Raw genomic sequence first — 23,297 nt, 5'->3', positions numbered from 1 at the left:
AAATTATGTCTGTTCAAAAAATAGCGAAATTAGCCGGCGTGTCCGTTGCAACGGTTTCTCGGGTTTTAAACGATTCGCCGTCTGTGAAAGCTGTTAATAAAGAGAAGGTATTGGCTGCAATTAAAGCATTAAATTATCAGCCTAATTTGTTAGCCCGGCAATTGCGTACTTCAAGAACAGGTATGATTTTAGCTATGGTTTCCAACATAGCCAACCCTTTCTGCGCAGCAGTGGTAAAAGGTATTGAGCGGGAAGCGGAAAAGAACGGTTATCGTATTTTATTGTGCAATACCGAATCCGATCTTGAACGCTCGCGTTCATGTTTACAGTTGCTTTCCGGTAAGATGGTAGACGGCGTTATTACTATGGATGCTATTTCCGAATTACCGGAATTGCAGAATATTATAGGGGATGCGCCTTGGGTTCAATGTGCCGAATATGATCCCGATTCATCCGTCTCTTCCGTAAGTATTGATGATATTTCGGCAACGGAATTCGTTATTGATCAGTTAGTGAAAACGGGAAAAAAACGTATTGCTTTAATTAATCATGATTTATCCTACCAATATGCCCAACATCGAGAATTGGGTTACCTTAACGGTTTAAAACGCCATGGTTTAGCTTACTGCGAGATTATTTATGCCGATGAATTAGACTATCTTTCGGGTAAAGAGGCGGTACTTTCTTTACTTAAGAATGCACAACGTCCGGATGCTATTTTAGCAATCTCCGATGTATTAGCTGCCGGTGTGATTAACGGGTTAAACGAGCTAAATGTCGCTATTCCCGAAGATATTGCCGTAGTCGGATTTGATGGTATTGACATTAGCCAAATTACTACCCCTTCTTTATCGACAATTCAGCAGCCCTGTAAAGAAATCGGAGAAATGGCGTTTTCTTTATTGTTGCAACAAATCGATTCGACCTCATCTGTGAAGAGGGTACATCACTTATTACCTTGGACGTTTATAAAACGGCAATCCAGTTAAATATTTTGTGAATAGGATCACAGATTCTGTATTTTATTCTTCCAAATTAAAATGTAATCGATTACTTTATGCCTGTAGTATTTTGTAATCGATTACTTTAGGAGGTAATATGAATACTGAAACCAAACAACCCGCATTAATTGTACCTAGATTATCCTTGATGATGTTCATGGAATTTTTTATTTGGGGATCCTGGTCGGTCACCTTGGGTATTGTGATGACCAAATATGATTTATCGACCCTGATTGGCGATGCCTTTTCTATGGGACCGATAGCCTCGATTATTTCACCGTTTATTTTAGGTATGTTGGTGGATAGATTTTTCCCGTCAGAAAAAGTGCTGGCGGTTCTGCATTTAATCGGTGCAGCGATTTTATGGTTCATCCCTGAATTTATCACCGGTCAACAGGGCGGTACGTTAGTTTTTGCTTTATTGGCTTATATGCTTTGTTATATGCCTACCGTCGCATTAACTAATAATATTGCTTTCCACAGCCTTGCAGACAGTGAAAAATCCTTCCCGGTTATTCGTGTTTTCGGTACCATCGGCTGGATTGTTGCCGGTTTATTCATCGGTCAGGCAGACCTTTCCGCCAGCCCGGCAATTTTCCAAGTAGCCGCAATTTGTTCGTTAATTTTAGGTCTGTACAGCTTTACTTTGCCGAATACACCGCCGCCGGCAAAAGGCAAACCGTTCTCTATGCGGGATTTAATGTGCGCTGATGCGATTGCATTATTTAAAATTCCGCATTTCTTAGTCTTTGCTATTTGTGCAACTTTAATTTCCATTCCGCTAGGTACTTATTATGCTTATGCCGCGCCGTTCTTAGATGCGGTAGGGTTTGAAAAAATCGGCAGTTTAATGTCTATGGGACAAATGTCTGAAATTGTTTTCATGCTGCTGATTCCGTTTTTCTTTAAACGCCTCGGCGTGAAATATATGCTATTGGCAGGTATGCTTGCCTGGTTCCTGCGTTATGCCTTCTTTGCCCTGGGGGTAAGCGAAGAAATCCGCTGGGCGGTTTACTTAGGTATTTTATTGCACGGTATATGTTACGACTTCTTCTTTGTGGTCGGCTTTATGTACACCGATAAAGTTGCGGATGAAAAAATCCGCGGACAAGCACAAAGCCTGGTGGTGTTATTCACTTACGGTTTGGGTATGTTGCTTGGCTCACAAATTTCAGGCGGTTTATACAATAATATGTTTGCGGATAATACCGACGTTTCCACATGGAGTACATTCTGGTGGATCCCTGCTATAAGTGCGGTAGTAATTTCCGTGATTTTCTTCATTTTCTTTAACTATAAAGAAGATAAACGGGAGGCATAACATGAAAACTATTAAAGGCCCCGGTTTATTTTTGGCTCAGTTCATTGATAATAAAGCGCCCTTTAACCGGTTGGACAGCCTGGCGCAATGGGCTGCCGGGTTAGGATTTAAAGCTTTGCAGATTCCCTGCAATCACAAACATATTTTTGATGTGGAATTAGCGGCGCAAAGTCAAACTTATTGCGATGAAGTAAAAGGTATTTTAGCGCAATACGGTTTGGTCGTTAGTGAATTATCTACCCATTTGGAAGGACAGCTGGTTGCGGTTCATCCGGCTTATGATACGGCTTTTGACGGATTCGCACCGGAACAAGTGCGTGGTAACAGTGAAGCGCGGCAGCTGTGGGCGGTAAATATAATTAAACAGGCGGCGGTCGCCTCCAAACGCCTGGGATTAAACGCTCATGCGTCTTTTTCCGGCTCGTTAGCATGGCCGTATTTTTACCCCTGGCCGCCACGCAAAGAACAATTAATTCAAACAGCCTTTGATGAATTGGCCAAACGTTGGAAACCGATTTTGGATTATTTTGACGAACAAGGCGTAGACCTATGTTATGAATTACATCCGGGGGAAGATTTACATGACGGAGTGACCTTCGAACGCTTTTTAGACAAACTTAATCGTCATCCTCGTTGTAATATTCTTTATGATCCGAGCCATATGTTGTTACAAAACATGGATTATTTGCAGTTTATTGATTTTTACCACGAACGAATCAAAGCCTTTCACGTGAAAGACGCGGAATTCGTTAAATCCGCCAAATCTGGCTGTTACGGCGGTTATCAGAACTGGTTGGAACGGGCGGGACATTTCCGTTCCCTCGGCGACGGACAAATTGATTTTAAAGCTATTTTCTCGAAACTGACACAGTACGACTATGCGGGCTGGGCGGTTTTGGAATGGGAATGTTGTATGAAAGATTCCGCCGTAGGTGCCAAAGAAGGCGCGGAATTTATTCAAAAACATATTATTCCCGTTGCGGAAAAGAGTTTCGATAATTTCGCCGATACGGGCGACGATGGCGAACAGGCAAAAATTATGTTGGGATTAAAATAAGGGAGCGATGAATGAAAAAAATTAACGTAGGTATCATCGGAACCGGATTTATCGGTGCGGCTCATATTGAGGCCATTCGCCGTCTCGGTTTTGTGGATGTGATTGCGCTGGCGGAAAACAATCAGCAATTGGCAGAACAAAAAGCCAAAGAACTGAATATCCCGTTGGCTTATGACAGCGTGGATAAATTATTGGCAAATCCGGATATTCAGGTCGTGCACAACTGTACGCCGAATCATCTTCATTTTGCGATTAACAAAAAAGTCATCCTGGCGGGCAAACACGTTTTTTCGGAAAAACCTCTTTGTTTGACTTCACAGGAAGCGGATGAATTGACATCATTAGCAGAACAACAAGGCGTAACCACAGCAGTGGGATTTGTTTACCGGAATTTTGCCATGGTACAGCAAGCGGCTGATATGGTTCGTGATCAACAAATCGGGCGAGTATTTGCCGTTAACGGGCATTATTTACAAGATTGGATGTTACTTGAAACCGATTACAACTGGCGGGTGGATCCGAAAGTCGGCGGTAAATCCCGTACGGTGGCGGATATCGGTTCTCATTGGTGCGATACGGTACAATTTGTCACCGGCAAAAAAATCAAAGAAGTTTTTGCCGATATGAGTATCGTTTATCCAACCCGTAAGGCCAGCAAGCAAGTAGAAAGTTTTGTTACGGTAAATGCTGATTCGTCATACGAATTAAAACCGGTGGAAACGGAAGATTACGCTTCCGTTTTAGTGCGATTCGAAGACGGTTCAAAAGGGTCGTTTACGGTTTCTCAGGTCAGTGCGGGACATAAAAACGATTTGACTTTTGATATAAGCGGTAGTGAAAAATCATTGCATTGGGAACAGGAAACCCCGCAATATCTGAAAATCGGTTACCGTCAACAGGCAAACCAAATTTTATGTGACGATCCAAGTCTGGTTAATCCGGCGGTACGGGCTTATAACCATTTTCCCGGCGGACATATCGAAGGTTGGCCTGATGCTTTTAAAAACATGATGCTGGCATTTTATGCATTCATTGCTGAAGGTAAAGATCCGCAGCAGGATACGGCAAAATTTGCGATGTTTAAAGACGGCGCCCAAATTGTACATATTGTGGATGCAATTATTGAAAGTGCACAACAAGGAAAATGGATTTCTGTTAAATAGAAGAATATACTATTACGGATTATCTCGTGAAAAACGGGATAACTTGGAAAAATAGTCTATTTTTTGAGGATGATTATGCTATACGGATTTGATATTGGCGGTACTAAAATTGAGCTTGCCGTATTTAATGATAAGCTTGAAAGACAATATACCGAACGGGTTGAAACACCGAAAGACAGCTATGAACAGTGGCTGGATGTCATTGTAAATTTGGTTGAAAAAGCCGACCAAAAATTTGCTTGTAAAGGTTCCGTCGGATTAGGTTTGCCGGGGTTCGTTAATCATGAAACCGGTATTGCGGAAATTACCAATATTCGTGTAGCGGATAATAAACCTATTATTAAGGATTTATCCGAACGTTTAGGGCGCGAGGTTCGCGCCGAAAATGATGCCAACTGTTTTGCGCTTTCCGAAGCCTGGGATGAAGAAAACCAACAATATCCGTTTGTCTTAGGTTTAATTCTCGGTACAGGCTTCGGCGGTGGGCTTATTTTTAACGGCAAAGTTCATTCCGGTCAAATCGGAATGGCGGGGGAGTTAGGCCATTTGCAGTTAAACTACCACGCCTTGAAATTGCTGGGTTGGGATAAAGCGCCGATTTATGATTGCGGTTGCGGTAATCGCGCCTGTTTGGATACTTATTTATCGGGTCGCGGATTCGAAATGTTATACCGTGATTTAAAAGGTGAAGCGCTTTCTGCCAAAGAAATTATTGAGCGGTTCTATGCTGCGGATAAAACTGCGGTAGATTTTGTCGGACTTTTTATTGAGCTTTGTGCGATTTCTTTAGGTAATATTATTACGGCGCTGGATCCGCATGTAATAGTACTCGGTGGCGGATTATCCAATTTTGATTATCTCTATGAAGCCTTGCCGAAGGCGTTACCAAAACATCTTATGCGCAGTGCGAAAGTGCCGGTAATTAAAAAAGCCAAATACGGCGATTCCGGCGGTGTGCGTGGTGCAGCCGCTTTATTCCTTACCAAATAATTAAACAAGCCCGTAAATACGGGCTTTATTATTATAATTCCTGATAAATCATTATTATATTTAATGATTAGAACTGCGGTCGGTTTTGTTCTAAAATTCTCGCGAATTTTAAATTTGAGTATGCCGCTATTAATTCCCGTTTTTTCAAGGGCGTTTTTTGTGTTTAACAGCGTTTGCATCGGGCGATAAATCCGCTAATTTCGGCTTGCTTATTTTGTGTAAAAGATTAAACTAAATTCTGTTCTCAACGGGGTGCTTCTTCGGAGGCTGAGAGAAACTCGTAGAACCTGATCTGATTAATTACAGCGTAGGGATTTGAGAAAGGTTAAATAAAAATTCGGCAGAATTTGACCGCACTTAAATTCCTTTAATTTTGATTAAAGGATTTTTTATGTCTAAATTGAAAACTTTTCTTTTTTTGACCGCACTTTTTATATCCGATTACGGATTAAGTGCTGTTCAACCTCTTCATATTTATGCGGAAGAATATTTTGCCGCGGATTGGGGGCCGGCGCCCGAAGTGAAAGCGCAGTTTGAACGGGCTTATCCTCAATGCCAAGTGACAATTCAATCTTTTGACAGCCGTACCACAATGTTAAACCGTTTGCGTTTAGAAGGGAAAAACACAAAAGCCGATATCGTGCTGGGAATGGATAATCATCAGCTTGAAGCCGCTGAAAAAACAGGCTTATTCGCACCGGCAAAGGTGGATTTTAGTCGATTGTCTTTGCCTGTTGAATGGAAAAACACTACATTCGTACCTTACGAATTTTCTAAATATGCTTTTATTTATGATAAAAGCAAATTAACAAATCCGCCCGAAAGTTTGAAAGAATTGGTAGAACGTGAAGATTTAAAGGTGATATATCAGGATCCAAGAACCAGCAGTATCGGGCGCGGGTTACTGGTTTGGATGAATAAGATTTATCCTCCGGAGCAAGTGGAAAAAGCCTGGCAACAATTACAAAAGCATACTTTAACCGTCGGTAAGGGCTGGTCCGAAACTTACGGTACCTTTTTGAAAGGGGAAGGTGATTTGGTTTTAAGTAATAATACCTCGCCAATCTATCATTTATTAACCGATCAAAAAGAGAATTATGCGGCGACGGAATTCAGTGAAGGTGAGACCTTACAAATTGATTTTGCAGGCAAAATTGCCGGCAAACATAATATATGTGCCGATGAATTTTTAGCCTTTTTGCTCAAGCCCGAAATTCAAAATATCATTATTATCAAAGGTGTTATGCTACCGGTAGTAGAGGGTGATCTTGAACCGCATTATGCCGCTTTAAAAAATGCGGTAATGCAGGGTAAGACTATTGATACTTTATCGGTTAGCGCAGAGCAAATAAAACACTGGATTGAAGTCTGGCAGCGGGCGTTAAGTAAATAATTTTATGAATAAATGGTTCCCTCGCCGGCATATTATGCGCCCAAGCCAATATGCCGCAGGATTGTCGGTTCTATTGTTACTGGTTTGTGTGTACGGCGGCGCTTTGCAAGCGGTGTTCAATACGGGAGAGCCTTACCCTTGGCGGCATTTATGGCAAGACGATTATTTACATCGGGTTTTGCTATTCAGCTTCGGGCAGGCGAGCCTTTCGGCGTTTTTATCGGTTTTTATCGGCGGTATTTTTGCCCGGGCTTTTTTTTATCAGTCCTTTAAAGGCAAGGATTTTCTCTTAAAGATTTTTTCTCTCACCTTTGTATTGCCTTCTTTGGTAGCGATTTTCGGATTGCTCGGCATTTACGGTTCTTCAGGTTGGGCGGTTAAACTTCTGCAAGCCGTCCATATTCAGTGGCGGCCTGATATTTACGGTTTATCGGGCATTTTAATCGCCCATTTATTTTTCAATATTCCGTTGGCGGTCAGAATGTTTCTGCAAGGGTTGCACAATATTCCCAATCAGCAGCGCCAGCTTGCCGCACAATTGAATTTGCGGGGATGGCAGTTTATTCGTTTAATTGAACTGCCTTATCTGCGACAACAGTTACTCCCTGTTTTTATGCTGATTTTTACCCTTTGCTTTACGAGCTTTGCAATTGTGTTAACTCTGGGCGGCGGTCCTAAATACACAACCCTTGAAGTAGCGATTTATCAGGCGATCATTTTTGATTTTGATTTAGCTAAGGCGGCGCTTTTCGCCTTATTGCAATTTGTTTTTTGTTTTGCTTTATTTGGGCTGAGTGCGTTATTCAGCGCCGCGCCCGAAACAAATTTAAGTTACAAAGAGTTATGGATTGCAAAACAATCAAGTGCGGTCAAAATTTGGCAAATTTTGGTGTTGATTCTTGTCGGTTTGTTTATTTTATTACCGTTGGTTAATATTGTTGCTGCCGCATTTAGCGCTGAAGAGTTTATTTCCGCCTGGCAAGATCCACAGCTTTGGCGGGCAATGGGCTTTTCTTTCACCATCGCGCCGCTTTCCGCCTGTTTATCGCTGTTAATGTCAATGGGATTGTTGTTGCTATCACGTCGCCTGGTATGGCTGCATTTAACGAAAATCGCCAATGTTATTATGAACTTAGGTATGTTGATATTAGCCGTGCCCGGTTTAATTTTAGCTGTCGGGTTATTTTTACTGTTGCAAAAAATGGAATTTGGTACCGCGCATTTATTTGCCGTCATGGTGATGTGTAACGCTTTTTCGGCAATGCCGTTTGTGATCAGAATTCTTGCACCCGCCATGAATAACAATATGCAGTATTACGAAAAATTATGTCAATCGCTGGGTATTCGGGGCTGGCAACGTTTTCGCCTGATCGAGCAACACAAACTCGTCCAGCCGATAAAATACGCTTTTGCCTTAGCCTGTACCTTATCTTTGGGTGATTTTACGGCGATTGCGCTATTCGGCAGCCAGCAATTTTCTTCTTTGCCTTATTTGCTCTATCAACAGTTGGGCAGTTATCGAGGAGATCAAGCCGCCGTTACGGCATTGGTTTTACTTTTAATGTGCCTGCTTATCTTTATACTGGTCGAAGGCGCTAAAAATTCAGATAAAAACGAGAACGCGAATGATAAAACTTGAACGGGTATATTTTAATTATAAAACTATGCCGATGAATTTTAATATTCATATTAAACCGCAGGAGCGGGTAGCGATTATCGGTGCCAGCGGAGCGGGGAAAAGCACATTATTAAATCTTATCGCCGGTTTTGAACGGGCGGATGACGGCGAAATTTGGTTGAACGGCGTAAACCATACTTATACGGAACCTTATGAACGCCCCGTATCCATGTTGTTTCAGGAAAATAACTTGTTTACCCATTTAACCGTTGAACAAAATATCGCTTTAGGGCTAAAGCCCGATTTAAAACTTAACGCCGCCGAACAATCACTGGTTCGACAAACCGCAAGTGCGGTCGGTTTAAGCCGATTTTTAGATAGAAAACCCACCGCGCTTTCTGGCGGGCAGAAGCAGCGGGTGGCATTAGCGCGTTGTTTGTTACGCGATAAGCCGATTTTATTGCTGGACGAACCTTTTTCCGCATTGGATCCGGCATTAAGAGCGGAAATGCTCGATTTGCTTTCGCAACTTTGTAATGAAAAAAAACTCACTTTGCTGATTGTCACTCATCAACCGAGCGAACTACAAGGACGAATAGACAGAATTTTGACCGTTGAAAACGGGCATTTTGCAAAGAATGATGATCTAAAATAGCTCGGAAACGGTAGCTATGTATTAGAAAACTTCAAATAGCAAGAGATAAAATACCTTGCAATGCGTTACTAACATAAGGATTTGAGATGAAAACAACATTACAACTTTATTCGAATACACCTCATCCTCAGGTGGAATATTGGTCTGTTTGTAAGGTGGAGGCGCTTTTCGAAACGCCGTTTTTAGAATTAGTGCATCGTGCGGCTTTAGTTCATCGTGAAAATTTTAATCCGCAAGCCATTCAACTCTCGACCTTAATGTCAATCAAAACCGGCGGTTGTCCGGAAGATTGCGGTTATTGTCCCCAATCCGCTCGCTATCAAACCGGCGTGCAGAAGCAGGAATTATTAAATGTCGAAGATATTGTTGAAAAAGCTAAAATTGCTAAGTCCCGCGGTGCAAGCCGTTTCTGTATGGGGGCCGCTTGGCGGGGACCTAAACCGAAAGACATCGCCAAAATGACCGAAATTATTAAAGCGGTGAAAGCATTGGGGTTAGAAACCTGCGGAACTTTCGGCTTGTTAGCGGACGGTATGGCGGAAGATTTAAAAAAGGCGGGATTAGATTATTACAACCATAATTTAGATACTTCTCCGGAACATTATAATAAAGTAATAGGTACCCGCGGTTTTGACGATCGCTTAAATACCTTGGGGAAAGTACGTAAAGCCGGGTTAAAAGTGTGTTGCGGCGGTATTATCGGGATGAATGAGAGCCGTAAAGAGCGGGCGGGCTTTATTGCAAGCCTGGCTAATTTAGATCCGCAACCGGAATCCGTGCCGATTAATCAATTGGTTAAAGTCGAAGGCACGCCGCTTTCGGATGCGCAGGAATTGGATTGGACCGAATTTGTCCGCACGGTTGCGGTTGCAAGAATAACCATGCCAAAAAGTTATGTGCGTTTATCTGCCGGGCGACAAGGCATGTCGGAGGAAATGCAGGCGATGTGTTTTATGGCGGGTGCCAACTCCATTTTTTATGGCGATAAATTACTGGTTACCGGCAATGCGGAAGAAGATTGCGATAGACTGCTAATGGAAAAATTGGATTTAGAACCGGAAACCACTGAAAACCGTTACCTTTCGCAAAATAGTTAAAGCCTGTTAATAGGAGAGAACATGTTTAAAGTTCAGCGGATTTATGATTTTGAACCGATGGAAAATGATTGCGCGGTATTTGTGGATCGGCTTTATCCGCGGGGCGTAAATAAAGAAAAATTTGCCCATTGCCTATGGCTAAAGGATGTGTGCCCGAGTCATGAGTTACGCCGGTTTTATCATGAAAATCCGCAGGAAAATTATGGAGAATTTGTGCTCCGTTATCAACTGGAATTAGGTAACGAATTGCCGCAAAAAGGATTGATGATGCTTAAACGTCTGGAGAAAGAACATCCGCAGGTTATTTTGCTGACTGCCGTTAAAGATGTGCGACACAGCCATATCCCGGTCTTATTGAAAGCGTTAGCCGCCATTGTAGAATTTCTATAAAGCAAAAAGTGCGGTAAAATTTTTCAAAATTTCCACCGCACTTTAGATTTTGCAATAAGCCTAGCTGTTTGCAATATTAGATTGTAATGGTGGGCTGGCAAGCCCACCCTACCGATTTGACCTGCGGCAAGTCATGTCCCGGTCTTATTGAAAGCGTTAGCCGCTATTGTAGAATTTCTATAAAGCAAAAAGTGCGGTAAAATTTTTCAAAATTCTTACCGCACTTTAGATTTTGCAATAAGCGTAGCTGTTTGCAATATTAGATTGTAGTGGTGGGCTGGCAAGCCCACCCTACCGATTTGACCTGCGGCAAGTCATGTCCCGGTCTTATTGAAAGCGTTAGCCGCTATTGTAGAATTTCTATAAAGCAAAAAGTGCGGTAAAATTTTTCAAAATTTCCACCGCACTTTAGATTTTGCAATAAGATTGTAATGGTGGGCTGGCAAGCCCACCCTACCGATCTGACCTGCGACACAGCTACATCCCTATTTTATTAAAAGCGTTAGCCGATTTTTCATAAAAAAAGCCACACAAATGTGTGGCTTAAACAGTTCCTAATAATAATCAAACAGCTAAGTAAATCTGCAATTATAGTTTGTCAGCGTTTTGTTTTAAGTATTTTGCAACGCCTTCCGGGCTGTCTTTCATACCTTCTTTGCCTTTTTCCCATTGAGCAGGGCAAACTTCACCGTGTTGCTCGTGGAATTGTAAAGCGTCAACCATACGTAACATTTCGTCGATATTACGGCCTAACGGTAAATCATTCACAACTTGGTGACGAACTACGCCGTTTGCATCGATCAAGAAAGAGGCACGTAATGCCACGCCGGCTTCCGGATGTTCAATGCCGTATGCTTTTGCGATTTCGTGTTTAGTGTCTGCCGCTAAAGCATATTGAACTTGACCGATACCGCCTTGATCTACCGCGGTATTACGCCATGCGTTGTGAGTAAATTGAGAGTCGATTGAAACGCCAACCACTTCAACACCGCGTTTTTTGAATTCTTCATAACGATGATCAAATGCGATTAATTCAGACGGGCAAACGAAAGTAAAGTCTAACGGATAGAAGAAAATTACCGCCGGTTTACCAGCAATGTGTTGTTTGAAATTGAAGTTATCAACAATTTCGCCGTTGCCTAAAACGGCTGCTGATGTAAAGTCCGGTGCTTGACGTGTAACTAATACCATGTTTAATCTCCTAATAGAATAATCGAATGAATATTTTGCGTACTTTCGTAAATCATCGCAAAATCAACAATTGCTATTCTAAGAAAAAGAAGTCAATTTGAATAGTTGATTTTATCTATCAAATTAATTATCGTTATCTAACATTAAAAAAACAGGAAGTATTATGTCAAACAAGTATTCACTTGCAACGACGCTGGTTCACGCCGGTCGTAGCAAACGCGTTAGCCAGGGTAGTGTAAATCCGGTGGTGCAACGCGCATCTTCATTGGTTTTCGATAGTATCGCGGATAAACGACAAGCAACCGTTAACCGTGCTAAACAGGCATTGTTTTACGGTCGTCGCGGCACCTTAACTCATTTTGCCTTGCAGGATTTAATGTGCGAAATGGAAGGCGGCGCAGGCTGTTATCTTTATCCCTGCGGTGCGGCGGCGGTGACCAATGCAATTTTAGCCTTCGTCCAATCCGGTGATAATATTCTGATGACGGGTGCCGCCTATGAGCCGACACAGGATTTTTGTAACAAAATTCTGAGTAAAATGAATGTGAGCACTACCTATTATGACCCGATGGACGGCGAGAAAATCGCCGAACTAGTTCAGCCTAACACTAAAGTCTTATTTTTAGAAAGCCCGAGTTCGCTCACTTTTGAAGTGCCTGATGTGCCGAATATCGTTAAAGCGGTGCGTAAGATCAATCCTGAAATCGTAATTATGATTGACAACACTTGGGCGGGCGGCATTTTATTTAAAGCTCTGGAACATGACATCGACATTTCCATTCAGGCGGGTACTAAATATTTGGTAGGACACTCCGATGTGATGATTGGCACAGCCGTATCTAACGCCCGTTGTTGGGATCAACTACGGGAAAATTCCTATTTAATGGGGCAAATGGTGGATGCGGATACCGCTTATACCACCGCCCGAGGTATTCGTTCCCTTGCCGTACGTTTCAAACAACACACCGAAAGCAGTATTAAGGTGGCACAATGGCTTGCCGAACAGCCGGAAGTTAAGGCGGTTTTTCATCCCGCTTTGCCGAGTTGCCCGGGACATGAATTCTTCAAACGGGATTTCACCGGTTCCGCCGGGTTATTCTCCTTTGAATTAAAAGAACAATTGAGTCGCGAAAAACTTGAACGTTTTATGGATAATTTCAAATTATTCAGCATGGCGTATTCATGGGGCGGTTTTGAGTCGTTAATTCTTTATAATCAACCGGCGGATATAGCCGCTATTCGCCCGAATATTAAGCGTAAACTGACAGGCACATTAATCCGTATTCATATTGGTTTTGAAGATGTGAATGAATTAATTGAAGATTTAAAAGCCGGGTTTGAACGTTTGAAATAGTCTAAAATTATACCGCAGTTATACAAGTAGACGTTGTATGGCTGCGGTGCCCGTTTTTGTTAAGCACAAAATTTTAGAAATTTTTACCGCACTTTTCCAACTGCGGGAATTTTTTCGCTAATTTCAGCCATTGTATCTTATCAATTTGAATTTCCAGTAAAAATTTGCCCTGATCGGAAATTTCTTCCCGACGAATGCAATCAAGCAGATAAAGTTGATGGCGGATTTTCCCCTCGTTAGGCGAAAGATTCAGCTGCAAATGAAGAATTTCGTTTTTTAATTTCTCACGGATTGCAGCGAATAACAAATCAATGCCTTCGGCTGAGATGGCAGAAAGATAGACCGCCACGGGAATGTGTTGATCATCATATTCGATATGAGGTTCAAGGTTTTCCAGCGTATCAATTTTGTTATAGACCAAAAGCGTAGGTAAGTCCGCCGCCTTAATTTCTTCCAGTACGGCATTTACCGCCGCGATATTTTCTAGCTTGCGAGGATCTGCCGCATCAATAATATGCAGCAATAAACCGGCTTCCGTGGTTTCCTGTAAAGTGGATTTGAAGGCGGAAACCAAGTCGTGCGGTAAATCCCGAATAAAGCCGACGGTATCCGCTAAAATGGTTGTACCCACATCTTGAATTTGTAAGCGGCGCAGCGTCGGATCAAGGGTAGCGAATAACTGATCGGCTGCATAAACGTTGGCTTGGGTAATCCGATTAAATAGTGTTGATTTGCCCGCATTGGTGTAACCTACCAAAGAAATGGTCGGAATATCTGCTTTTTGGCGCGTTTGGCGGTTTTGATTCCGCTGTTTTTCCACCTTAGCCAGGCGGTTTTGCAGCTGCGCTATGCGTACTTTGATTAACCGCCGATCCGTTTCCAATTGCGTTTCTCCGGGGCCTCGCAGACCAACCGCACCTTTTTGTTGATCCAAGCCTGTTTTTCGGCGTACTAAACGGGTGGCTAAATGTTTCAACTGAGCTAATTCCACCTGCAATTTGCCTTCGTGAGAGCGGGCTCTTTGAGCAAAAATATCAAGAATTAATCCGGTGCGATCCACAACGCGACATTGGCACAGGCTTTCAAGATTACGGGCTTGCGCCGGCGTCAGGCTGTGATTGACTAATACTACATCGGCGTTATGCGTTTCAACCGCTTGGGCGATTTCTTCCGCTTTACCTTGACCGACGAAATATTTCGCCTGAGGCGTTGAGCGGGCAGCGGTAATCACCTGCAGAATATTGACGTTGGCGGATTGGGCGAGTTGTTGAAATTCGTCGAGATCTTCAGGATTTTTATCTTGCGAGAAAAATACATGAACCACAATTGCGTTGTCGGATTGATCCGAACGCGGAGCGGAGATAGAAGAAAGTGCGGTAAAATTTACCGCACTTTTTGAGATATTGACGTCGTTATTCAATATTATTCTGCTTGAGGTTCGGCGGCAAGTGCGGCCGATTCTGTCTGTTGACTGTGCTGTTGTTGCTGTTGAGGGTTGTTATGATGAGAAACCGAACGAGCCGGAACAACAGTTGAAATTGCGTGTTTATAAACCATCTGATTTACGGTATTTTTTAATAAAATCACAAATTGGTCGAATGATTCGATTTGACCTTGCAATTTAATTCCGTTTACTAAATAAATAGAAACGGGAATACGTTCGCGTCGTAATGCGTTTAAATAAGGATCTTGTAATGATTGTCCTTTTGCCATTTTATTTTCCTTCTTATATTTATAGTGGATAAAAAGAGAATTGAGAATTTAATTGTCTCCGTCCGTCAATATATCAATTTTTATCCGTTTTGCATAGTTAAATCAAACGCTCGTTTTATGATTTCTTTATTTTCTGAATTTTTTAAACTGTCCAGCCATTGAATCGGATACTTCCAGCCCCGCAGCCAGGTAATTTGCCGTTTTGCCAGTTGTCGAGTGGCGCAAATGCCGCGGAATACGGCCTCGTCAAGATCATAATCACCGCGTAAATGTTCCCACATTTGGCGATAGCCTACACAACGGATAGACGGTAAATCAATATGTAAATCGCCCCGATGATAAAGTCTTTCCACCTCTTGCTTAAAACCCGACTCAATCATTTTATGAAAGCGCATTTCAATTCGCCGATGCAAAATAGCGCGATCTTCGGGAGCGATAGTGAATTGAAGAATATGGTAAGGTAATTGTTCGCCTTTTTGTTCCGTCAGTTCCGTCATGGATTTACCGCTGATATAAAATACTTCGAGCGCCCGATTTATTCGTTGGCTGTCATTGGGATTAATTCGAGCGGCAGAGACAGGATCAATAAGCGACAATTCTTTATGTAATGTCGCCCAACCGAATTTTTGCGCTTTTTCTTCAATTTTCGACCGCACTTTTTCATCCGCTTGCGGAAGCGGCGAAAGCCCTTCAAGTAAAGCTTTGTAATACAGCATAGTTCCGCCGACCAATAAGGGGATTCTTCCTTGTTCGGTGATATCCGCCATTTCCCGCAGGGCATCCGAGCGGAAATTGGCCGCCGAATAACTTTCAGCAGGATCAATAATATCAATTAAGCGGTGAGGCGCTAAAGCAAGTTCTTCCTTACTGGGTTTCGCCGTACCGATATCCATGCCTTTGTAGATCAGCGCAGAATCCACACTAATCACTTCCACGGGTAGTTCCTGGCGTAATTGAATGGCTAAATCCGTTTTACCGGAAGCTGTAGGCCCCATCAAAAAAATAGCAGTTGGTTTTTGGTTCATAAATAAATGTTTATTTTCAGTGAATATTTCATAGCCCGTATTATATCTAAATTTTCATTCTGTTTTTTGGTTTTCTTAGTATTAGGATTTGTGTGATTTTTATGCAAAAATTTTTTTTAAAAAGAATAGAAAACATTGCTTAATTGCGTGGAATGTAAATTGTTTGAGTATATAATTCAATTGGATAGAAGTTAATAGGTAAATAACTTTTATCGTTTTTTTATCGCATTACATTATATTTATTACGAGGGTATATGAAAAAAATTTTTAAATGTAACGGGCAACCGGTTAGCCGAAAGATTCGGATTTATTCTGAATGTATTAAAAAATCCGGAAAAATTTTGGCGGATGTAGCAAAAATTGCTACATCATTGATATTATCAATGACTTTTGCCAATGCGGCAGATACTGCAGCAGGTGCTGGTAGCGGTGTTGCTTATGGTACGGGAAGTAATGCGCCTAAAGCTGAAAATGTAGCTGTAGGTAAAAATGCAAAAATTCAATATTCCAATGGGGCTAGTAATGCTACTGGTGATATTGCGGTCGGTGATGACGCAAATATAAATAACTATGCTAGCCAAGGGGGGAGTATTGCTGTTGGCAGTAATGCCCAAATAGAAAATATGGCTGGCGGTGGTGAAGCATCATTTGCATTTGGCCAAACAACTTATAGTGGCTCTTGGTTTTCTTCTGCTCGAATTCCTGCGGATCCGACAAAAGCAGTAGGTAGTATTGCAATCGGTCAGAATACTTTTGCACGTACAGGAAGTACGATGATTGGTATTCATAACTATGCAGGACAGTTAGGTGATACTACAGTAGATAGTAATTCTACTCGTACAACAAATTTGAATGTATATAGTACAACACTCGGCACCAATAGCCATAGTAATGGTGCTTTTACAACAACAACGGGCGTATATAATATTATTTCTAGTGACTATAATGGAGGGTGGTTAGCTAATCCGAGTAAAAACTTAGGTGCGACAATTTATGGTTCTTTGAATAGTATTGAATCAATGACGGGTGGCTATTATGCAGGTATAGCCAATAGTGTAACGGGTATCGCCAATAAAGTCGCGAATTCAAACGGCGCATTGGTGTATGGTGCGGGTAACGAAATTACCAATTCAATAGTTGGTTTATGGAGTGTACCGACAGAAAGTGGCGACTCGGCAAAAGCGTTTCAAGACAGCTTAATGACTACAATTAAAGAGTATAATGGCGCAGGCTCTACCATGGCGTTTGGTGGCGGTAATATGGCCGATTATACGCTTCGTTCGGCTCTTCTTGGTGTGAATAATACTTTAACGGGAACAGCAGGGAATGAAAGCGTTGAAACCATGCTTAACGGTTATAAAAATACGGCGACGAATGTGAAAAATACGACGATCATCGGTTCGGAAAATACGATATCGGACAGTACGAAAAATATTGTTATTGGTGATAAACATAAAGTGACTGCAGTTTCAAATAACGTCATTTTAGGTTCTAGTGATAATGAGTTGGAAACCAAAGTGGCGGATGTGGTGATGATTGGTCATAACGCAGAGGCCAATATTGAAAATTCCGTTGCTTTAGGTTCGAATGCAAAAACAATTTCTGCGTCGGCTTCTACAAAAGGTGTGGGAGCTTATGTTTCAGATTCTGTAACTATCGGCACAGTAACTAGAACCCTTTCATTTGCTGGCGGCTCCCCGGTTGGTGTTGTTTCAGTTGGTGATGTGGGTAGGGAACGCCGTATTCAAAATGTTGCTGCCGGCTTAATTTCTGCTACCAGTACTGATGCGATTAACGGTAGTCAATTATATAGTGCATTACAAAATTTGAGTTTTAGTGGTGGTTCCGGCGTATCAACGGTAGTAAATAAAGAGGAAACGGTTGTTGCAGGAGATAATATTGAAGTAACCAGTCAACCAAATTCATCGAATAGCAAAGAATATAAAGTTGCACTTAAAAAAGATGTAAATGTTAATTCGGTAACAAGCAAAACCGTGACTGCCACGGAAAAAGTGAAAGTCGGCAATACGATTATCAATTCAAACGGTGTGACTGTTAAAAATGGACCTAGTGTGACTTCGTCAGGTGTAAATGCGGGTAATCAACGGATTACTAATGTTAAAGCCGGGGTAAATCCGACCGATGCCGTGAACAAGAGCCAATTAGATACGGTTGATCATAAAGTAAGAAATGTAGAAGGCAAACTTCATGATACCCGTAAAGAAATGCGAGGTATTGGGGCAAATGTGGCAGCTGGTGTAGCATTACCGCAGGTTTATGTTCCGGGTAAATCTATGATTGCAGCTGCAGTAGGAACTTATAAAGATGAATCCGCTCTTGCTGTAGGTTGGTCAAGATCTTCCGATACCGGTAAAGTAATTATCAAATTAACTGGGACAGCCAATACGGTTGGTGATGTATCAGGTGGTGTCGGTGTCGGTTATCAATATTGATATATGATAGCAGATAGGTAGTGTTTAAGGCAGGAATTTTATTTACCTGCCTTTTTTATTGCAAATATTGAGTAAAATCAACGGAAATAAGCAATTGTGCGAGCTGAATTTTGTTTTGTGTTTTTAACAAAAGCTCCACTTCTGTTAAAAGTGTCAGGGCTTCGGCTAATACATGGATTTCATTAAGTTGTAGTTGGTTGCAAAGTGCGGTCAAAAAATCAGAAATTTTTTCATGATTTTCTTCCAATAAACGGATAACGCAACCTTGCAGGTTTTGCTGGCGTAAACAGCTTGGCACTTTGTTTAAAGTTATACGATGTTGTGCCGGATTTTCATCAAATTCAAATCCGCTTTGTAAAAAGAAATTTTTTTGCTTTTGCCATTGCGCTAATTGCCGCTCATTTAAGCGGAACAGAATCGGAATAAGCAAAGGTTGCTGCGCAATATCCGGTTGCTGCAAGGTTAATTCAAATTTTAATTTTTGTAATTTTGCTAAAGGCAATAAATAGAAATCCTGCCCTTGTTGCAACAATAAGGCTTGATTTTTAACAAGCGCCAATGAGTGCAAAAATTGCCCGGAAAGCTGAGTTGATTGTTGCGGGGTTGAGACGTTTTTTTCAAAGCTATTTTCCGACTCTGCATTAATTGCTGTATTTTTTTTCGCTTCAGCCGGTGTTGTCAGCAAGTTGCCATACAATTGTTGTTCTGTTTTGCTGACGGATTTCGTTGAAAAGTGCGGTATATTTTCGGCAAATTTTGTTGAAAATCGGTTGATTTTCGCCGAACCGTGAGAATACGTGTTTGCACCCGATATGTTTTTATCCGAAGCGGATTCAAATATATTATGGCCGGCTGCAGAGCGGTTCGGTTTGATCAAAGAAGAATGCCAGTTTGCCGCCGGTTCTTGGATTTCATCAGCGGATGCCGGTGTGTCATATCGGGCAAAATCAGCCTGCTCGGACTGCAAGGCATTGCCGACTCCCTGACAAATAAAATCATGAATCAAACGTGCCTGATGAAAACGCACTTCATGTTTTGTCGGGTGCACGTTTACATCAACTTCATTAGGGTCAAGATCCAAATACAATACGAATGCCGGATATTGCTCGTTGGTTAAATAATCACCATAAGCCTGACGAATAGCATGGTTAATCACTTTGTCACGAATCATGCGGCCGTTTACGTAGCTATAACTCAGATCATTTTGCGGACGATGAAAATTTGGTACCGCAACCCAGCCGGATAAATGCAAATTATCGTGTTTCCAATCAATTTGCAGCGCATTTTGTACGAAATCTTCACCGCAGATGGCGGAAACCCGCTTCAATTTTTGCTCGATTTCCACCGCACTTTTATATTGTCGAAGAATTTTCCCGTTATGGGTAAGGGTGAAAGCAATTTGCGGTTTAGCAAGAGCGATACGGCGAACGACTTCATCAATATGGGCGAATTCCGTTTTCTCGGTGCGTAAAAATTTGCGGCGGGCGGGGGTGTTAAAAAATAAATTAGCCACTTCAACCGTGGTACCCACAGGGTGGGAAGCGGGTTTAATCGTGGTCTCCATATCCCGACCCTGCGCATAAACCTGCCATGCTTCTTTTTGTTCCGCCGTACGGGAGGTTAGGGTTAAACGGGAAACGGAGCTGATACTCGCCAGCGCTTCACCGCGGAATCCTAAACTTAAAATCGCCTCAAGATCATCTAAACAACTGATTTTACTGGTGGCGTGACGCGCAAGGGCGAGGCTTAAATCTTCTTTTGCAATACCTAAGCCGTTATCCCGAATGCGGATGAGAGTAGCACCGCCGTTTTCAATATCGATTTGAATACGGGAAGCGCCGGCATCCAGACTGTTTTCCACCAATTCTTTCACCACCGAAGCCGGGCGTTCAACCACTTCGCCGGCGGCAATTTGGTTAGCAAGTTGTGGCGGTAAAATATGAATCGGCATAATTTTTTCCTAATTTGATTTTTTGTTGATGTTTATTTTTTCTTTGTATCCTGTTTTGCAGTTTTTTTATTCGTTGTATTTTTAGTTGAGGATTTTGTTCCTTTGACAGCAGTATTTTTATTTACGCTCGTTTTTTTGCTTTCCGTGACAACATTTTTCGCATTAGCCGGCAATTTAATTTTATCGCCGATATGCAATTCTTTATTTTTCAAATTATTTAATTCGATGATTTCAGCCGCTTTGACATCAAATTTGTTAGCTAATCTGGAAATGCTGTCGCCGGATTTAACCGTATAAGAAACTGTGGCTTTCTCAATGGTTTTGGGTTCTGCCTGGGTTTCTTTTTTCGCCGTTTTATTGGTTTTTGTTTGCTGTTTTGTGTCTTCTTTCAACTTGGCGCCCGTCGGTATTTTTAATTTTTTGCCGACGAAAATATTGGCATTTTTCAGTTTATTTAGCTCAATTATATCCTCTTGTTTGACCCCGAAACGGTTTGCAATACTAAACAGGGTATCGCCGTTTTTCACGGTATAACTGCCGTTTACTAATTCTGATTTTGCCGTTTTAGCGCTGCTTTCCGCTTTTTCGGTGTTTTTTGTGTTTGTAACGGGTTCATTTTTTTGTCGGTTTTTTGCTGAAGCCGGGATTTTCACCAATTCGTCGATATACAGATCTTTTCGTTTAAATTTGTTTAAAGTAACAATATCCTCTGATTTTACGTCATATTTACGGGCTAATTTGGCAATCGTCTCACCGGATTTCACTTTATGACGGACACCGCTGTCCTGCACGGTTTCGTTATCGTCTTTGAAGTTGTCTTTAGCTTTAGCCGTGTTAGCCGATTGTGTTTTTTCTGCCGGAATTTTCACCAATTCGTCGATATAAAGATCTTTTCGTTTGAGTTTGTTTAATGTAATGATTTCTTCGGATGTTACATTATATTTGCCGGCGATTTTCGCAATGGTTTCGCCGGATTTCACTTTATGGCGAACGCCGCTGTCCTGCACGGTTTCTTTATCGTCTTTGAAGTTGTCTTTGGCTTTAGCCGTGTTAGCCGATTGCGTTTTTTCTGTCGGCATTTGACCGGCTATTTTCGAGGATGTATTGATTTCTCCGCCCAAATGGCGTTTACGAAAATCGACAATGCCTTGATAAATAATATAGGCAATACGTTTGCGATAGCTTGGTGAGCTGAGCTTCGCTTCTTCCGTGGCATTAGATAAATAGCCCGTTTCCACTAATACCGACGGAATATCGGGGGAACGTAAAACGCCTAAACTTGCATGTTGCGGAGAAGTACGGCTTAAGTCGGCAATTTTTGCAAAATTGCGTAAAATGCTACGCCCAAGTTCATAGCCGGTACGTTGGCTGTGTCCGAATTGTAAATCCAATACGGTTTGGTTGAGGTATTTTTCACTTCCGTGATTAGACAGTACGGAGCCGGCACCGCCTAACAATTCGGATTGCTTTTCGTGGTCTTCGAGCCATTGGCCCATTTCGTCGTTTGCCCGACGGTTTGAAAGCACCCAAACCGAGGCACCTTTTAATGCCGGGTTTTCGGATGAGTCCGCATGGATTGAGACTAAATAATTCGCTTTGTTTTTACGGGCAATTTCAGAACGCTGCGGCACGGAAATATAATAATCACCGCGGCGGGTGAGTACCGCACGGAAATTCGGGTCTCTATCTAAAATTCCTTTTAATTCCTGAGCAATAGACAGGGTGACATTTTTTTCATATATACCTAAATTACGGCTGATGGCACCAGGGTCTTTACCGCCGTGACCGGGGTCGATGGCAATAGTCCAAACTGCCGCCCATGCAGGATTAATAGCGAAGAAAAGTGCGGTCAAAAAAAGTAAAAAAAATCGTTTCATGCGGAAAGTACTTCTAATTATTTTGCTGCTAATAATGTAATAATTTGTTCGCCCTGTGCGTTTTGTGCGATAAGGTCAATATCGCGAGCATTATCTGCATAACGGATATTTACAATAAGATCCGGTTCGGCAAGCAATCCGATACCTTTTTCCGCCCATTCGATAAGGCAAATGGTATCCGTGCCAAAATAATCGCGGATTCCCATAAATTCAAGCTCTTCCGGATCGCTTAGGCGATAGAGATCAAAGTGATAAATATGCTTATTCTGCAAATGATATTCTTCAACCAAAGTGTAAGTCGGGCTTTTTACGTTACCTTGATGTCCTAAACCTTGAATCATACCTCGACTTAACGTTGTTTTACCCGCTCCTAAATCGCCGTTTAAATAAATAACAACAGGTTTATTGTTATCAAGTTTATTAATGGCTTGAACTAATTGTTGACCAAAAGCAATCATAGCGTTTTCGTCGGCGATATATTGATTGTAGTGAGTTAATTCTGTCATGGCGTTAAAACTGAGAATTATAAAAAAGCGCTAAATTGTACCGCACTTTTTTTAAATAAAGTAGGAATTAGTCAAATTCAATATGAAATTTCGCTAAAAACAGATAAAAAGAACGGCTGAAAAATCAGCCGTTTTATTTTTTAGGAAAAATAAAATGTAAATAATCTATCTGAAATAGGTAAATTACGAAAAAAATAACTTAGGAGAAAATTGGAGCGGGAAACGAGGCTCGAACTCGCGACCCCGACCTTGGCAAGGTCGTGCTCTACCAACTGAGCTATTCCCGCATCACCAGTTAAATTTGCGATACTTACTAAATGTTTGAGAATATAGATCTCGGTATGTATTGCAAATCTAATTGATTTGGTAACATCTAAAACGATCGTTTTAGAGTAGTTTGGAGCGGGAAACGAGGCTCGAACTCGCGACCCCGACCTTGGCAAGGTCGTGCTCTACCAACTGAGCTATTCCCGCGTTCACTAGCATTAGAAGTGATGGGCTCGTATTATACAAATATTTATTTGCCATGCAACCCCAAAATG

19 protein-coding genes, 2 tRNA genes and 1 riboswitch are annotated in these 23,297 nt (G+C 41.8%); of the genes, 12 read left to right on the top strand and 9 right to left on the bottom strand.

Features of this window, described 5'->3' with window-relative positions; genetic code table 11:
• The first annotated feature begins 5 nt into the window (after window positions 1–5).
• The 10 genes from A4G13_RS05130 to A4G13_RS05085 all read left to right on the top strand — a co-directional run bounded on the left by A4G13_RS05130 (window position 6) and on the right by A4G13_RS05085 (window position 10,685).
• Complete coding sequence (locus A4G13_RS05130) at window positions 6–989, top strand: LacI family DNA-binding transcriptional regulator (RefSeq protein ID WP_090654822.1); 984 nt, start codon at window positions 6–8, stop codon at window positions 987–989.
• Between the two features lie 109 nt (window positions 990–1,098).
• Window positions 1,099–2,322, top strand: coding sequence for an MFS transporter (locus A4G13_RS05125; protein ID WP_011200703.1), 1,224 nt, complete (start codon window positions 1,099–1,101; stop codon window positions 2,320–2,322).
• A 1-nt stretch (window position 2,323) separates the two neighbouring features.
• Entirely contained in the window at window positions 2,324–3,379 is a 1,056-nt protein-coding gene (locus tag A4G13_RS05120; RefSeq protein ID WP_090654825.1) for a sugar phosphate isomerase/epimerase family protein, read from the top strand.
• An 11-nt stretch (window positions 3,380–3,390) separates the two neighbouring features.
• Complete coding sequence (locus A4G13_RS05115) at window positions 3,391–4,542, top strand: Gfo/Idh/MocA family protein (protein ID WP_090654828.1); 1,152 nt, start codon at window positions 3,391–3,393, stop codon at window positions 4,540–4,542.
• A 75-nt stretch (window positions 4,543–4,617) separates the two neighbouring features.
• The gene (gene nagK / locus A4G13_RS05110) at window positions 4,618–5,532 is read left to right on the top strand and encodes an N-acetylglucosamine kinase (RefSeq protein ID WP_011200700.1); all 915 of its coding nucleotides are present in this window, start codon (window positions 4,618–4,620) and stop codon (window positions 5,530–5,532) included.
• Between the two features lie 238 nt (window positions 5,533–5,770).
• A riboswitch (TPP riboswitch) is annotated at window positions 5,771–5,864 on the top strand.
• A 59-nt stretch (window positions 5,865–5,923) separates the two neighbouring features.
• On the top strand, window positions 5,924–6,925 hold the full coding sequence (gene thiB, locus A4G13_RS05105; protein WP_165898022.1) for a thiamine ABC transporter substrate binding subunit: 1,002 nt from the start codon (window positions 5,924–5,926) through the stop codon (window positions 6,923–6,925).
• 4 nt (window positions 6,926–6,929) lie between these two features.
• Window positions 6,930–8,564 (top strand): thiamine/thiamine pyrophosphate ABC transporter permease ThiP, encoded by a 1,635-nt coding sequence (gene thiP / locus A4G13_RS05100; RefSeq protein WP_090654835.1) that lies wholly within the window; start codon window positions 6,930–6,932, stop codon window positions 8,562–8,564.
• Complete coding sequence (thiQ, locus tag A4G13_RS05095) at window positions 8,551–9,198, top strand: thiamine ABC transporter ATP-binding protein (RefSeq protein ID WP_090654838.1); 648 nt, start codon at window positions 8,551–8,553, stop codon at window positions 9,196–9,198. The genes thiP and thiQ overlap by 14 nt, the downstream gene beginning before the upstream one ends.
• An 86-nt stretch (window positions 9,199–9,284) precedes the next feature.
• The gene (bioB, locus tag A4G13_RS05090; protein ID WP_090654842.1) at window positions 9,285–10,295 is read left to right on the top strand and encodes a biotin synthase BioB; all 1,011 of its coding nucleotides are present in this window, start codon (window positions 9,285–9,287) and stop codon (window positions 10,293–10,295) included.
• A gap of 21 nt (window positions 10,296–10,316) precedes the next feature.
• Window positions 10,317–10,685 (top strand): DUF488 domain-containing protein, encoded by a 369-nt coding sequence (locus A4G13_RS05085; protein WP_090654846.1) that lies wholly within the window; start codon window positions 10,317–10,319, stop codon window positions 10,683–10,685.
• Window positions 10,686–11,273: 588 nt separating this feature from the next.
• Here A4G13_RS05085 and A4G13_RS05080 read toward each other — a convergent pair.
• Window positions 11,274–11,876, bottom strand: a complete 603-nt coding sequence (locus A4G13_RS05080) for a peroxiredoxin C (protein WP_011200694.1) — start codon at window positions 11,874–11,876, stop codon at window positions 11,274–11,276.
• 163 nt (window positions 11,877–12,039) lie between these two features.
• Between A4G13_RS05080 and metC the strand changes: the two genes are divergently transcribed.
• The gene (gene metC, locus A4G13_RS05075; protein ID WP_011200693.1) at window positions 12,040–13,230 is read left to right on the top strand and encodes a cystathionine beta-lyase; all 1,191 of its coding nucleotides are present in this window, start codon (window positions 12,040–12,042) and stop codon (window positions 13,228–13,230) included.
• A 73-nt stretch (window positions 13,231–13,303) separates the two neighbouring features.
• On the opposite strand, the gene hflX is transcribed toward metC, so the two are convergent.
• The 3 genes from hflX to miaA form a co-directional block, all read right to left on the bottom strand.
• Window positions 13,304–14,650 carry a ribosome rescue GTPase HflX gene (gene hflX, locus A4G13_RS05070; RefSeq protein WP_090654850.1) on the bottom strand — a complete coding sequence of 449 codons (1,347 nt, stop codon included), beginning with the start codon at window positions 14,648–14,650 and terminating at the stop codon, window positions 13,304–13,306.
• Window positions 14,651–14,652: 2 nt separating this feature from the next.
• The gene (gene hfq, locus A4G13_RS05065; protein WP_090654853.1) at window positions 14,653–14,943 is read right to left on the bottom strand and encodes an RNA chaperone Hfq; all 291 of its coding nucleotides are present in this window, start codon (window positions 14,941–14,943) and stop codon (window positions 14,653–14,655) included.
• An 80-nt stretch (window positions 14,944–15,023) separates the two neighbouring features.
• Window positions 15,024–15,968: a tRNA (adenosine(37)-N6)-dimethylallyltransferase MiaA gene (gene miaA / locus A4G13_RS05060; protein WP_090654856.1), complete on the bottom strand. Its 945-nt coding sequence runs from the start codon at window positions 15,966–15,968 to the stop codon at window positions 15,024–15,026.
• 254 nt (window positions 15,969–16,222) lie between these two features.
• Between miaA and A4G13_RS10550 the strand changes: the two genes are divergently transcribed.
• Window positions 16,223–18,421, top strand: coding sequence for a YadA family autotransporter adhesin (locus tag A4G13_RS10550; protein ID WP_090654860.1), 2,199 nt, complete (start codon window positions 16,223–16,225; stop codon window positions 18,419–18,421).
• Between the two features lie 55 nt (window positions 18,422–18,476).
• On the opposite strand, the gene mutL is transcribed toward A4G13_RS10550, so the two are convergent.
• The 5 genes from mutL to A4G13_RS05030 form a co-directional block, all read right to left on the bottom strand.
• Window positions 18,477–20,372 carry a DNA mismatch repair endonuclease MutL gene (gene mutL / locus A4G13_RS05050; protein ID WP_090654863.1) on the bottom strand — a complete coding sequence of 632 codons (1,896 nt, stop codon included), beginning with the start codon at window positions 20,370–20,372 and terminating at the stop codon, window positions 18,477–18,479.
• A gap of 32 nt (window positions 20,373–20,404) precedes the next feature.
• Window positions 20,405–22,249 carry a LysM peptidoglycan-binding domain-containing protein gene (locus A4G13_RS05045; protein WP_090654866.1) on the bottom strand — a complete coding sequence of 615 codons (1,845 nt, stop codon included), beginning with the start codon at window positions 22,247–22,249 and terminating at the stop codon, window positions 20,405–20,407.
• 17 nt (window positions 22,250–22,266) lie between these two features.
• Entirely contained in the window at window positions 22,267–22,755 is a 489-nt protein-coding gene (gene tsaE / locus A4G13_RS05040; protein WP_090654869.1) for a tRNA (adenosine(37)-N6)-threonylcarbamoyltransferase complex ATPase subunit type 1 TsaE, read from the bottom strand.
• A 211-nt stretch (window positions 22,756–22,966) separates the two neighbouring features.
• Window positions 22,967–23,042, bottom strand: a tRNA-Gly gene (locus A4G13_RS05035).
• 111 nt (window positions 23,043–23,153) lie between these two features.
• A tRNA-Gly gene (locus A4G13_RS05030) sits at window positions 23,154–23,229 on the bottom strand.
• Window positions 23,230–23,297 lie beyond the last annotated feature (68 nt).

The organism is Basfia succiniciproducens, assembly GCF_011455875.1.
Classification (GTDB): domain Bacteria; phylum Pseudomonadota; class Gammaproteobacteria; order Enterobacterales; family Pasteurellaceae; genus Basfia; species Basfia succiniciproducens.
This window is presented reverse-complemented; position numbering and strand designations above follow the sequence as displayed.

What these genes read in the sequence shown, in the direction of transcription:
- A4G13_RS05045 (WP_090654866.1), bottom strand. Translation starts at nt 22,249, where the DNA reads ATGAAACGATTTTTTTTACTTTTTTTGACCGCACTTTTCTTCGCTATT.
- thiB (WP_165898022.1), top strand. Translation starts at nt 5,924, where the DNA reads ATGTCTAAATTGAAAACTTTTCTTTTTTTGACCGCACTTTTTATATCC.
- thiQ (WP_090654838.1), top strand. Translation starts at nt 8,551, where the DNA reads ATGATAAAACTTGAACGGGTATATTTTAATTATAAAACTATGCCGATG.
- A4G13_RS05115 (WP_090654828.1), top strand. Translation starts at nt 3,391, where the DNA reads ATGAAAAAAATTAACGTAGGTATCATCGGAACCGGATTTATCGGTGCG.
- hfq (WP_090654853.1), bottom strand. Translation starts at nt 14,943, where the DNA reads ATGGCAAAAGGACAATCATTACAAGATCCTTATTTAAACGCATTACGA.
- A4G13_RS05080 (WP_011200694.1), bottom strand. Translation starts at nt 11,876, where the DNA reads ATGGTATTAGTTACACGTCAAGCACCGGACTTTACATCAGCAGCCGTT.
- A4G13_RS10550 (WP_090654860.1), top strand. Translation starts at nt 16,223, where the DNA reads ATGAAAAAAATTTTTAAATGTAACGGGCAACCGGTTAGCCGAAAGATT.
- A4G13_RS05130 (WP_090654822.1), top strand. Translation starts at nt 6, where the DNA reads ATGTCTGTTCAAAAAATAGCGAAATTAGCCGGCGTGTCCGTTGCAACG.
- A4G13_RS05085 (WP_090654846.1), top strand. Translation starts at nt 10,317, where the DNA reads ATGTTTAAAGTTCAGCGGATTTATGATTTTGAACCGATGGAAAATGAT.
- nagK (WP_011200700.1), top strand. Translation starts at nt 4,618, where the DNA reads ATGCTATACGGATTTGATATTGGCGGTACTAAAATTGAGCTTGCCGTA.
- A4G13_RS05125 (WP_011200703.1), top strand. Translation starts at nt 1,099, where the DNA reads ATGAATACTGAAACCAAACAACCCGCATTAATTGTACCTAGATTATCC.
- thiP (WP_090654835.1), top strand. Translation starts at nt 6,930, where the DNA reads ATGAATAAATGGTTCCCTCGCCGGCATATTATGCGCCCAAGCCAATAT.
- mutL (WP_090654863.1), bottom strand. Translation starts at nt 20,372, where the DNA reads ATGCCGATTCATATTTTACCGCCACAACTTGCTAACCAAATTGCCGCC.
- tsaE (WP_090654869.1), bottom strand. Translation starts at nt 22,755, where the DNA reads ATGACAGAATTAACTCACTACAATCAATATATCGCCGACGAAAACGCT.
- metC (WP_011200693.1), top strand. Translation starts at nt 12,040, where the DNA reads ATGTCAAACAAGTATTCACTTGCAACGACGCTGGTTCACGCCGGTCGT.
- miaA (WP_090654856.1), bottom strand. Translation starts at nt 15,968, where the DNA reads ATGAACCAAAAACCAACTGCTATTTTTTTGATGGGGCCTACAGCTTCC.
- bioB (WP_090654842.1), top strand. Translation starts at nt 9,285, where the DNA reads ATGAAAACAACATTACAACTTTATTCGAATACACCTCATCCTCAGGTG.
- A4G13_RS05120 (WP_090654825.1), top strand. Translation starts at nt 2,324, where the DNA reads ATGAAAACTATTAAAGGCCCCGGTTTATTTTTGGCTCAGTTCATTGAT.